The organism is Mucilaginibacter antarcticus, from assembly GCF_042686155.1.
In the GTDB taxonomy this organism is placed as follows: domain Bacteria; phylum Bacteroidota; class Bacteroidia; order Sphingobacteriales; family Sphingobacteriaceae; genus Mucilaginibacter; species Mucilaginibacter antarcticus.
Genome location: NZ_JBHUON010000002.1, coordinates 272,921 through 284,683 on the forward strand (window position 1 = coordinate 272,921; position 11,763 = coordinate 284,683).

At 43.3% G+C, this 11,763-nt stretch carries 12 protein-coding genes; 5 read left to right on the top strand and 7 right to left on the bottom strand.

Going from position 1 to position 11,763, the window contains the following annotated elements; translation table 11 throughout:
* Positions 1 to 275 precede the first annotated feature (275 nt).
* The 4 genes from dinD to ACFSYC_RS03170 all read right to left on the bottom strand — a co-directional run bounded on the left by dinD (position 276) and on the right by ACFSYC_RS03170 (position 2,339).
* Entirely contained in the window at positions 276 to 1,079 is an 804-nt protein-coding gene (gene dinD, locus ACFSYC_RS03155) for a DNA damage-inducible protein D (protein ID WP_377123430.1), read from the bottom strand.
* 29 nt (positions 1,080 to 1,108) lie between these two features.
* Positions 1,109 to 1,396: a hypothetical protein gene (locus tag ACFSYC_RS03160; RefSeq protein WP_377123432.1), complete on the bottom strand. Its 288-nt coding sequence runs from the start codon at positions 1,394 to 1,396 to the stop codon at positions 1,109 to 1,111.
* A 16-nt stretch (positions 1,397 to 1,412) separates the two neighbouring features.
* A complete protein-coding gene (locus ACFSYC_RS03165; protein WP_377123434.1) occupies positions 1,413 to 2,030 on the bottom strand; it encodes an HpaII family restriction endonuclease in 618 nt (205 codons plus the stop codon).
* Positions 2,031 to 2,144: 114 nt separating this feature from the next.
* Positions 2,145 to 2,339: a hypothetical protein gene (locus ACFSYC_RS03170; protein WP_377123436.1), complete on the bottom strand. Its 195-nt coding sequence runs from the start codon at positions 2,337 to 2,339 to the stop codon at positions 2,145 to 2,147.
* A gap of 72 nt (positions 2,340 to 2,411) precedes the next feature.
* Between ACFSYC_RS03170 and ACFSYC_RS03175 the strand changes: the two genes are divergently transcribed.
* Together ACFSYC_RS03175 and ACFSYC_RS03180 are read left to right on the top strand one after the other, a co-directional pair.
* Positions 2,412 to 2,633 carry a helix-turn-helix domain-containing protein gene (locus ACFSYC_RS03175; protein ID WP_377123438.1) on the top strand — a complete coding sequence of 74 codons (222 nt, stop codon included), beginning with the start codon at positions 2,412 to 2,414 and terminating at the stop codon, positions 2,631 to 2,633.
* A complete protein-coding gene (locus ACFSYC_RS03180; RefSeq protein ID WP_377123440.1) occupies positions 2,633 to 4,627 on the top strand; it encodes a DNA/RNA helicase domain-containing protein in 1,995 nt (664 codons plus the stop codon). The genes ACFSYC_RS03175 and ACFSYC_RS03180 overlap by 1 nt, the downstream gene beginning before the upstream one ends.
* 784 nt (positions 4,628 to 5,411) lie before the next feature.
* Here ACFSYC_RS03180 and ACFSYC_RS03185 read toward each other — a convergent pair.
* From ACFSYC_RS03185 to ACFSYC_RS03195, 3 genes are read right to left on the bottom strand one after another with little or no spacing between them, the layout of a single operon-like run.
* Positions 5,412 to 5,915, bottom strand: coding sequence for a gliding motility lipoprotein GldH (locus ACFSYC_RS03185; RefSeq protein WP_377123442.1), 504 nt, complete (start codon positions 5,913 to 5,915; stop codon positions 5,412 to 5,414).
* A 30-nt stretch (positions 5,916 to 5,945) separates the two neighbouring features.
* On the bottom strand, positions 5,946 to 7,505 hold the full coding sequence (ricT, locus tag ACFSYC_RS03190; RefSeq protein WP_377123444.1) for a regulatory iron-sulfur-containing complex subunit RicT: 1,560 nt from the start codon (positions 7,503 to 7,505) through the stop codon (positions 5,946 to 5,948).
* A gap of 3 nt (positions 7,506 to 7,508) precedes the next feature.
* A complete protein-coding gene (locus ACFSYC_RS03195) occupies positions 7,509 to 8,654 on the bottom strand; it encodes a DNA polymerase III subunit (RefSeq protein ID WP_377123446.1) in 1,146 nt (381 codons plus the stop codon).
* Positions 8,655 to 8,888: 234 nt separating this feature from the next.
* Here ACFSYC_RS03195 and aspS point away from each other — a divergent pair, with 234 nt between their 5' ends.
* From aspS to ACFSYC_RS03210, 3 genes are all read left to right on the top strand, one after another.
* Positions 8,889 to 10,634: an aspartate--tRNA ligase gene (gene aspS, locus ACFSYC_RS03200; RefSeq protein WP_377123448.1), complete on the top strand. Its 1,746-nt coding sequence runs from the start codon at positions 8,889 to 8,891 to the stop codon at positions 10,632 to 10,634.
* 143 nt (positions 10,635 to 10,777) lie between these two features.
* Positions 10,778 to 11,245 carry an FKBP-type peptidyl-prolyl cis-trans isomerase gene (locus tag ACFSYC_RS03205; RefSeq protein ID WP_377123450.1) on the top strand — a complete coding sequence of 156 codons (468 nt, stop codon included), beginning with the start codon at positions 10,778 to 10,780 and terminating at the stop codon, positions 11,243 to 11,245.
* A gap of 24 nt (positions 11,246 to 11,269) precedes the next feature.
* Positions 11,270 to 11,761: an FKBP-type peptidyl-prolyl cis-trans isomerase gene (locus ACFSYC_RS03210; protein ID WP_377123452.1), complete on the top strand. Its 492-nt coding sequence runs from the start codon at positions 11,270 to 11,272 to the stop codon at positions 11,759 to 11,761.
* The last annotated feature ends 2 nt before the right edge of the window (positions 11,762 to 11,763 follow it).

Sequence of the window (11,763 nt, forward strand, 5' to 3'; positions counted from 1 at the left end):
ATTTCATACCCTCCTCTCCCCCCCGTCATTGCGAGGAACGAAGCAATCTCTACTTAGGACGATCAGCACCCGCAACAAAGACAAACACAAAGTCGCCAGCTCGTCTGTAATTTGATGCTTTCAAACTCGTGCCAGTTGGGGGAGAGCGTAATGGTTGAAGGGGGCGGGGAATAGGCGGGTCAGATACCAACGGTCGGCTTAGGAGTATTCGCCGTCTGTAAAGCCAATTTTACTTTCCTTTGATGAAATTATTTCGTGCCTTTTGCAGCTTTTTTTTAGTCGCTTCCCAAACGTCTTTCAAGTTTCTTGACATCTTCAGATGGCGGGAGTGCCTCTGGCCTCACGCCTCTTTTTAACAACATTTCTCTAACCGCTTTATTATTGTCTACGTGTTCTTGCGATATTTGATTTTGTCTGTTTAAGTCTTTCTCAATTACGTTATGACTGGTAAGTTCATTTGCAAAATCCTTCGCTTTGATGGTAAGCGTTGGCAAAAAATCAGCCAATGGCTTTGTAGCCGGAACACCTAATTTTTTCTTCATTGCGTTAGTGTTAAAGCCACCAAAAAGCGCCTGATCGCCCATTGAGCGTATTGCCGCAAACCCGGCGTTGTCAACTCCACGTTCATATAATATCCCAGATAGTATTTTTTCAGATTTGGTGAGCTTTTCACGAGCGGTAACCCTGTCAACATCTATCAGCCGTTGTTCAATAATTTCCTGTTTACGTGTTTGTACTGCGAAGTATGTTTGTGCGAATGCAATTGGGGGTTTTGCGGAGTCTCCGTTTTGAGCTATTAAATAACACGCATATCTTGTTAAAGCAATGTCGTCTACCTCTCGTTGGGCACCGCTGCCAACTGAAACCATTTTCGTGACATCACGAAAATGGTCCTCTATACTTGATCCGGCATTTTCACAAGCTTTTTTTGCTTTACCAATGGCGTTGGTAAAATTCTCCCAGCGCTGATAACTTAATATTTCCTGCAATTCTCTCGCACTCCAACATTCCACATTATTGTAAATATAACATGCCTGTTCAAATCTGCCGAACAGCTCAACAATTAGTTCTTTCTTCATTGACTTAAATTAAAGAAGCAATTTACTATTTAAGGCGACCTAATTGGTCGGTGTGGAAAAGTTGCCGGCTCGTTGGTTAACTCGACGCTTTCCAACTCATGCCAGGTGGGGTCGTCGCTAGGGTTGAAGGTGGCGGGGAACAGGTCTGGCACTTGCCATTGGTTGGCGTAGAAGTATTCGCCATCTATTAGTTTGGAGCTAACGTATGATTCTGCTTCCTTAAGGCTGATTTCTTTAGGATTGGTGAAGACCACATAGCCATGGGTTTTGTAGTTGGCGCTGTCGCGATACAGGTAGGAGAGTTTGATGTTGGGCATAGCGTGATAATTTAGCCTACTCCATAAATCCGATTTCAACTTTCAGTGTCATAAACTGCTCATCGTTCTTTGTAATGACAGTGCCAAAACTATATCGTCCAGAATTTGGGGTTACGATCTTGGCCGTTTGTAGTAAATATTCTTCAAATAGATTAGGACTATATGGAGAATACACAGCGCGCCCATCTTTATCAAATACATTCCAATCATTAATACTGCTGCCTTTTAAAGTGTGTGTAAAGCCTAATACAATTTCTGACAAAAAGCTCTTTATTTTACGTTCGTAAAACTTGTGCCCCAACGATTGATTGTACTGCAATGGGTTCAATGCTATTAGTTGTTTTAGTATATCAGCCATATTTAACACACCATTGCAGTAATAATATATTACAGCATACGCAAGAATTTCTGGCAGGAAGGAATCAACCATTATCAAGTTGTTCTTCAAGTCGAGGTTGGTATAGTAAACATATTGTAAATGGTAGCCTCCAGTACATAAGCCTTTTATACGGTGTTTAATCGATCTCATGTCGTTGATTTTGCTTATCGCCGAAGCGCAAAGACTATTTCCAGTCACTTTATAAGTAACAGTTATTGCCTTTTTGACTTTTGATAGGATTACTGTTTTACTCACGTTCTTAGTTGACGCCTACTGTTGCAGTATAAAATTAATACCGGGCATTAGCTAAGATAAGTTGGCGGTTTTGAATACGCAATCGGATATAAGTGAACTTTATACTTTCAATTTTCAAAAGTGTACTAAATCTTTTGCGATCACCGCATCATAACGTTTCATAAACACTTTATTGTAGTAAACTTCGGGCAGATATTTTGAATCGTGTATATATTCCTTAATTGCCTGGTTTTTGGATACAGCTCGCGTATTTCCTACATGAGATCCGTCTTTATAAATAGCGTATAGCTTTAATCTATGAGTTTCCATAATACTATAAATATACAAAAATGACACTTATAGTCCGTTGACTTATAGTCAACATTGTATGAAATTGCTGCAATGAGCATCAAGGTTAATGTTGGGTTAAGAATTCGAGAATTAAGAAACCAAATAGGGATCTCACAGGAAGCTTTAGCTAATAAAGCTGAAATTGATAGAACCTATGTAACGGATGTCGAAAACGGTAGACGCAACATCTCTATAGAGAACTTAGAGAAGCTTGTGGAAGCACTCGGTGTTCACTTTAAAGATTTTTTTGACGCTCCTAATTTCAATAAATAATGGGAGCGTTCTATTCAAATACTATAGAAGGCTTTTTAGAAGAAGATTCTAAATCTATCATTGGCTCACTTGCTACACAATCTGGTTTAGCGGGTTTCTATCAGTTGTTACATTCTCAGACACTTTCTTGGGAGAGAGAAATTTCTGTTCTAAAATCCTCGCTTAAGTCGGCTATAAATGAAAGATCGGAAATTGCTGGCTTTGGCATTTTGTTAGAGTATCCAATTGCAAGGCGAGCAAAGCGGATCGATGTTGTAATAGTTGGAAACAACTTGATCATCGTTATTGAGTTTAAAGTTGGACAATCTCAATATCTGAACAATGATAAAGACCAAGTTTTAGATTACTGTTTAGATCTGAGAGACTTCCATTTTGAATCGAGAAATAAAATTATCGTTCCAGTTTTATTGGCAACAGATGGCGTAGCAATCGAGAGCTTAAAACCTGAGCACTTAGATTTAGTTAGAGAGTTGCGATTTGCCAACGCTAAAAATTTTACGGATGTAATCATTAAAATAGTCGAAAAAGGTGAAGACGTCAATAACAGTATTGATTTTAAACAATGGAATGATAGCGATTACGCCCCAACACCAACAATAATAGAAGCTGCACAAACCCTCTACGCCGGCAAATCTGTTGCAGAAATTGCTCAGTCACATGCGAGGAAAAAGAATTTAAAGCAGACCTCCGATGCCGTCGTTAACGCTATTAAGGCAGCCAAAGCGAACAATGAAAAAATAATATGTTTCATAACGGGAGTGCCCGGCGCTGGAAAAACACTAGCTGGTTTGAATATTGCACACGATAAAGCTTTTCAAGATCATGAAAAATCATTGGCGACGTTTTTATCCGGAAATGGCCCATTAATAAAAGTGTTGAGAGAGGCATTATCGCGTGATGCTTATAAAAAGCTTAAAAGATCGGAGACTTCTGCTAAGAAAAAAGAGAGCGATAGGATAATTTCATTTATCGAAAATGTACATAGATTTTTGGATCATTACTTTTCGGAAAAGGATAGAATACCAAATAACAAAATAGTAATTTTTGATGAAGCGCAACGCGCTTGGAATGCAGAACACTCTATGAGGAAATTCCAACGGAATTTTTCGGAAGCTGAAATGATGCTCGAAATAATGAGTAGACATAAAGATTGGTCTGTTATAGTAGCGTTGGTTGGCGGCGGCCAAGAAATTAATACAGGAGAAGCTGGACTGCCCGAATGGGGTAAAATCCTTGAACAAAAGTTTGAAGACTGGAAAGTGTATATATCACCCCAATTGAAAACGGGTAACCACAGTACAGGTAATCTTACACTTTTTGAACGAAGTCCTACAAACATGTCTATTATCGAAGATAAAGATCTGCACCTTGAGGTCTCTATCCGATCTTACAAAGCAGAGAAGTTATCACATTGGGTGAGTTTGCTTTTAACAAATCAATGTGATGAGGCAAAAGCTGTATTTGAAACAGAGCTCTCTAAATACAATATATTTATTACCAGAAACATAGACGAAGCGAAAAAATGGTTACGATCTAAATGTAAAGGAACCCGCAGAATGGGTTTAGTTGCAAGTTCTGGAGGTAGAAGGTTGCGGCCTTACGGTTTGGATGTAAAAGTACCGCTTGAAGAGGCAGAATGGTTTTTAAATGACAAGAACGATGTGCGGTCATCGTATTACTTAGAGATCCCAGCTACGGAATTTGGCATACAAGGGTTAGAATTAGATTGGGTTGGCTTGTGTTGGGATTTAGATTTGAGACGAGATAAAGATGGTTGGGACTTTAATGCTTTTAAAGGCACTAAATGGCAAAAGGTCAATAACTTAAATATGCAGAGCTTTATTATTAATAAATATCGTGTTCTGTTAACTAGAGCTAGAGAAGGCATGGTGATATTTATCCCTCCCGGCGATAAAGACGATCCTACAAGAAACCCAGAAACATATAATGCGATAGCGGATTATTTAATAGCTTGTGGAGTTATTCCTTTGTAGTTCGTCCGCCTCTAAAAACAGATGCTTACACTGCGCATCCATACATTGGTTAACCACCATTTGTAAATTAGTGTGGTAGAAACTAGCTATTAAATCAGTTCGTGTTCCACAATAAGGACAGGTGGTAGGTTGGTCTGTCATTAAAAAAATCATCATGAAAAATAGATAATCGTTTCAATAGCCACAATCGGATATAAGTGAACTTGCCCTAGATGCAAACAAGGGCGATAAGTAACTAGGCTATTGATTATCCTAAAAGCGATGCCTAGTTCATGAACGACTTAAATGATACTTGGGTAGCAACGGACTAATTGCCTTTCACCGGTAATCATCAAAGCCTAGACTTTACCATTGTTACCGCATTATACTCCGAAAACACATGCTTTATCAACCCCAAAAGGCACCATTATATCCTCATTTGGTAGTGTATCACCTGGAAAGTGGTAGCCAATAAACGTATAAAAATCCCAACCAACACCCTATAATTGGGCACGAAACTAATAGCGGGTGGCCATAAATTTGGAAACAAAGTCTTGAACCCTAGAGTTTCAAGTGCCTCAGAAAGAGCTTATTATAAAAACCCAGCGTTAAAATGGGTGAAAATCTGTTTCATTATTCAAAAAACAGCGCAATTTCAATAGTCTAATTATCAGCAAGTTAATCAAAAGTCTTGTTTCATTTTGTTTCACTCGTTTTTCACAAATCTCTGGTTAAAAGGATGTTAACTCGAAATCTTGTTTCACTTGTTTCATCTGTGTCACACACGCGTGAAACAACGAGACAGTTACTCCGCCACCGCTTTCTCTACCCTTATCCCTACATCACTTACTTCGCGCAGGGGGTTGTCGCGCATGTTTTGCTCTATAGTGAACGTATAGGTGCCCGCGGCAGGGAACTTGTAGTTGCGTTTAAAGGCGGTTTGGTAGCTATATATATTGCCAGATCCTTCGCCCAGCCATTCGCCGTCGGGGTTAGCCAGTCGCACTTCGTAGCGGGTGCCAATGGTGCTCAGCTTGGTAGCGGCGTTAGCCGGGTTGGTTTGTTGCACCAGCACAAACATATTGCTGTACTTGTAGTCGCCGGTTACACGCAGGTTGAGGTACAGGTTGTACGGTGCCTGCGCGTCGGTTATGTTTACGATATACTTGAGCTTATTGGTGTAGGCCCAGTTGCGGTTGCTTATTTGGGTGTTGGTGTCAATAACCGCGTTGGGGTCTGTACAGCCCGCGCCTGCCAGCATGATTGCAGCCAGCAGGGCGAGTGTGATATAATTTAAAGCATTCTTCATGACCTTTGTATATAGCAGCCCACACGGGGCCTATGCCGTTGGTGGGGTTTGCTGACTGCCGCCACCACCTTCGCCACCTATACCTTCGCCGCCTGCACCGCCGCGGTTACCTTCGCCACGGTTGCGGTTTCTGTTACGGTTGTTGCGGTTACGGCTATTGCCGGCGCTACCCTCTGGCCGCGGCCCTTGCGGGCGTTGCTGCTGTGGGTTGGCTGCACCTTCTGGTCGCGGGCCTTGCTGGCGCTGCGGGTTGTTGCCGCTACCACCTTCGGGCCTTGGTCCTTGCGGGCGCTGGTTGCTACCCTCGGGCCGCGCACTCTGTGGCCGCTGCTGATTACCACCTTCGGGCCGTGGGCGCTGTTGCTGCCGGCCACCTGCATTAGGTTGCCCGCCTGCGTCGGCCTGGCGCGGTTGGTTGTTGTTTGAAGTGCCGCCGTTCGGGTTATTAGGGTTGGGCTTGCTTCGGGTATTGCCATTACGGCTCTTCTTGTTCTTGTTACGATCGTCCAGACGGGTCAGGCTATCCTGACCTACTACGTTCTCGTAGTCAGGCGCCTTTTCGATCTCTTCTTCCAGCTCTACAAACTCCACCAAATCATCGGGCAATACGCCGTCGCGGTTCATTTGCTGCACCTCTTTAACACGCGCCAGTGGCACCGGGATCCAGGCTTCTTCGCCCGCGAAACTGAACCACATCTGCTTTTTAAAGATGTCGGTCTTTTGCAGGCGCGCATCGCCACGGCCGGTTTTAAGGTAGTTTACATTATCGGGGATGTGCTTTAACGCATCCATATAAGTATCCAGCTCGTAGTTTAAGCAGCACTTTAGTTTGCCGCATTGCCCGGCCAGTTTCAAGGTATTAAGCGACAGGTTTTGATACCGCGCTGCGGATGTTGACACGGTTTTAAAGTCTGTTAACCAAGTTGAACAGCAAAGCTCGCGACCGCATGAGCCTATACCACCCAAGCGGCTGGCTTCCTGGCGCATGCCTATCTGTCGCATCTCGATACGGATGCGGAAGTTCTCGGCCATTTTCTTGATCAGCTCGCGGAAATCTACGCGACCCTCGGCCGTATAATAGAATGTCGCTTTGCTTTTGTCGGCTTGGTAGTCTACGTCGCTTAGCTTCATAGACAGGTTAAGGCTCAGCGCCAGTTTGCGTGCGCTGTGCATGGTTTCCCACTCCATATCCTTGGCGGCTTTCCACTTGTCTACATCGGCAGCGGTAGCGCGGCGATAGATCTTTTTCAGCACATCCTCCTCCTTAACGCGACGCTTGGTCATTTGCATGCGCACCAATTCGCCGGTTAACGATACGTGGCCAATGTCATAACCACCGGTAGCGGCTTCAACAACTACCAGGTCGCCGTTTTCAAGGTAAACGTTATCTATATTTTGATAGAACTCTTTACGCGAGCCCTTAAATTTAATCTCTATGATTGAGAACGGCTTATAATTTACCGGCAGGTCCATGTGCGACAACCAGTCGTACACGTCCAGTTTACTGCAACCGCCCGTTTGGCATGAGCCATTACTTTTGCAGCCAGCCGGCGAGCATCCGCCCCCCGTTGAACAACTTCCACATCCCATAATTTAGTTCGATATATATTGATTCCCTTGCGGGCTTGTTTTCAGTTTCAAAAAACTCATAATTTGTAAAGATACATCTAAAAATAAAATTTTAGGGTTTGCATTTCTTTCTACGTGATAATGTGCCTTTTCCAGCTCTGAGGTGATAGCCTCATTCATGTCAAGGTTCATTATAGCGGTGAGTTTTTGGGCGGTCTCCAGTTCGGTAGCGGGCAGGTGCACCAGTTCGCCGGCACCGGCTATCAGCAGACAGCACTCGCGGATAAAGCTTATGCCATAGCGGATAAAGTTTTTCTGATTTTCTCGCCCCATCTTAGCTAGTCCGTCAACAAATGCTACCAGCTCTATACCTTTATTACCAAAACATAAACGCAGCCATTGCACAAATAGCGTATGATAACTTTTGTTATCCTGCTGTAACATTAACAGCGCGTCGGTTAAGTTGCCGTTGCTCAGATAGGCAATTTCGGCGGCTGCGCTTTCTGTTTGGTGCCGATGGTTGATCAGTTCGGCTTTAATATCCTCGTAGGTCAACGCAGGCACTTTTATCAATTGGGTACGTGACAAGATGGTATTCAGGATCTGATCCTGATTTTGAGCCACCAGCAAAAAAAGCGTGTTAGGCTGAGGCTCTTCAATGATTTTTAGTAAGGCGTTGCCTTCTTTATCCAAATATTCTGGCAGCCACAGGATGATGATTTTATACTCAGACTCAAACGGTTTAAAGCTCAGTTTTTTGATGATTTGGTGGCACTCGGCAATGTTAATGTTGGCTTGCTTATTCTCGGCTTCCAAATATCCGCGCCAAATGTCGAGGTTTAGATAAGGCCAGGCTAAGAAAGCATCGCGCCATTGTTCAATAAAAGTAACAGCCGTGTCGTCTTTATGCTTGGCGAAGAACGGGTACGAAAAGTGCAGGTCAGGGTGAGCCAGTTTTTGATACTTGCGACATGAAGAACATTCGCCGCATGAGTCGTCAGCCTGCTTATCCAGGCACGACAAATATTGCGCATAAGCAATTGCTAACGCCAAACTCCCTGATCCCTCAGGCCCTAAAAATAGCTGCGCATGGCTAACCCGGTTCTCTGTCACCGAATTAATTAAGCGCTGCTTTATGGCGGCCTGCCCCACTATTTGTTTAAATTGCATTGGTGCAAATTAGCAATTTGAGATGAGATGTAGGGATATCAGCACAGAAAACTGTAAAGAATAGTTGCCATGATGAACCAAAAGCTTTCTTGAAATGATTCAGACGTCCGGCAGATGATGCCACAGGTTGCGGACGAACACTCTCACTAATGATTTCTCCATTCCGCCGCAAACTTAACCTTTCAGCTTTCACATCAAAACGTTACTTTTGCAAACTTTACAAAATAGGTTACTATGTTAAGAACACATACTTGCGGCGAATTAAATATCAGCCATTTAGGGCAGAAGGTTGATTTATGCGGATGGGTACAGAAATCGCGTGATTTAGGCGGCACTACTTTTATTGATGTGCGCGACCGTTATGGTTTGACACAGTTGGTGCTAAATACTGATAATGATGATACTTTGCGCGAAACCAGCCGCGGCTTGGGCAGAGAGTTTGTAATTAAGGTTACCGGTACTGTTATTGAGCGTACTAACAAAAACCCTAAGCTATCTACAGGCGATATTGAAATTGCTGTTGAAGCTATAGAAGTGTTGAACGCGGCTAAAATTCCGCCATTTTTAATTGAAGACGATACCGATGGCGGCGAAGAGCTGCGTGCCAGGTACCGTTACCTTGATTTGCGCCGTAACCCGATACGTAACAACCTGGTATTGCGTCATAAAATGGCTCAAGAAGTACGTAAATATCTTGATGGACTTGACTTTATTGAGGTTGAAACCCCGGTGCTGATTAAATCAACGCCCGAAGGAGCGCGAGATTTTGTGGTGCCAAGCCGCATGAACCCGGGCGAGTTTTACGCCTTGCCGCAATCGCCGCAAACATTTAAGCAGTTGCTGATGGTAAGCGGCTTTGACCGTTATTTTCAGATTGTTAAATGTTTCCGTGATGAGGATCTGCGTGCCGACCGTCAGCCTGAGTTTACGCAGATTGACTGCGAAATGGCTTTCATTACGCAGGAAGATATATTGAACATATTTGAAGGCTTAACCCGCCACCTGTTCAAAACCATTAAAGGTGTCGAGTTTGAAAACTTCCCGCGCATGCAATATGCTGATGCGATGCGTTTATATGGGTCAGACAAACCGGATATCCGTTTCGGGATGCAGTTTGTTGAACTGAATGACATTGTAAAAGGCAAAGGCCTGGGCCTTTTTGATAATGCAGAGTTGGTTGTTGGTATTAATGCCAAAGGTTGTGCCGACTATACCCGCAAGCAAATTGATGAGCTTACTGACTTTTTAAAACGCCCGCAAATTGGCGCTACCGGCATGATCTATTGCCGTTATAGTACTGACGGCACTCTCAAATCATCAGTAGATAAGTTTTATAACGAGGATGACCTGACTAATTGGGCAGCTGCATTTAATGCCGAGCAGGGCGATTTGATGCTGGTACTAGCCGGACAGACAGACAAAGTGCGCAAGCAATTAAACGAGTTGCGTTTAGAGATGGGCAGCCGTTTGGGCTTACGCGACAAAAATACTTTCGCGCCATTATGGGTGCTTGATTTCCCGTTATTGGAGTGGGACGAGGAGAGCGGACGTTACCACGCTATGCACCATCCGTTCACCTCGCCAAAGCCGGAGGATATTGATAAACTGGATACTGCGCCGGGCGATGTACGTGCAAACGCGTATGATTTAGTACTGAATGGTACGGAGATTGGTGGTGGTTCTATAAGGATCCACGACCGTGCTTTGCAGTCGTTAATGTTTAAGCATTTAGGTTTTAGCGCCGAAGAAGCTCAAAAACAATTTGGCTTTTTAATGGAGGCGTTTGAGTATGGTGCACCGCCGCATGGTGGTATTGCGTTTGGCTTTGACAGATTGTGCTCTATATTTGCCGGGCTGGATTCTATCCGCGATGTGATGGCTTTCCCGAAAAACAACTCGGGTCGCGATGTGATGATCGATTCACCGTCGACTATTGCAGATGCTCAGTTGAATGAATTGAAAATAAAGACTGCCCTATAACAGCGGGCTTATAATAGTTTTTAGCCTTAGCCGTTAAGCTAATTAACGGCTAAGCAGCATTTGTTTTTCGGCAAATGCTAAAAAGTGTTAAAATTTAAAGCTATCACATATTTTTAAGTATTGTTGCAAGAGAAAATATCCGCATGAAAAAATACCTTACGTTGCTTTGCCTTTTAGTTATCGGTTTATCGTCATGCCAAAAAGTTTACACCAGTAAACTTAAGGTTACCCAGGCCGAAATAGATGACCAAAAAATACAGGATTATATAGCAGCTAATAACATCACCGGCGCTGTTAAAGATCCAACCGGTATTTATTACAAGATCTTAATCCCGGGTACTACACCAAACCCTGTAAGCAACTCAATAGTGAAAGTTACTTATGCGCTTACGTTCTTAAACGGCGTTACCATTGGTAATGTTGAAGGACAGACCGCGCAGCTAACCACTTTTATTAGAGGTGTGCAAATAGCGCTACCAAAAATGGGCACCGGTGGCCGTATGTTGTTACTTGTACCATCGGGCCTTGCCTATGGAGCGGTGGGTAGCAGTAATATACCAGAAAACTCTATACTTAATTATACGCTCGATTTAAACGGGATAGCTAACTAGCGTTAATACGTGCGCATACTTAAAATGAAAATCATTAACATGAAAAAATACTTTTTACTATTCTGCATACTCACTCTTGCGCTTTCGTCCTGCAGAAAAAAGATAGACGATACGGTATTTGATGCTGCGGCCCAGGCTGTTGTTGATGATCAAATTTTGCTAGATTATTTTTTGCTGAATGGTATCCCCAAACCGGTCAAAGATCCATCGGGTCTGTATTATACCATAGTTGATCCGGGTACCGGGCCAAAACCAACTGTTAGCTCTAATATCACCGTTGAATATCATGTATACAATACTGATAACACAGAGGTAGATCAATCGGCAAGCCATTACTTTGCGCCATTAGACGGCTTAATAGATGCTTGGCGCATCGCGATACCTAAAATTGGTAAGAGTGGTACCATATTATTATACGCGCCATCTGGTCTGGCTTACGGCCCACAGGGTAACGGTAACATAGGCGCTAACAAGGTGCTATTGTTTAAAATAACACTACAGGGCTTTAATAATTAGCC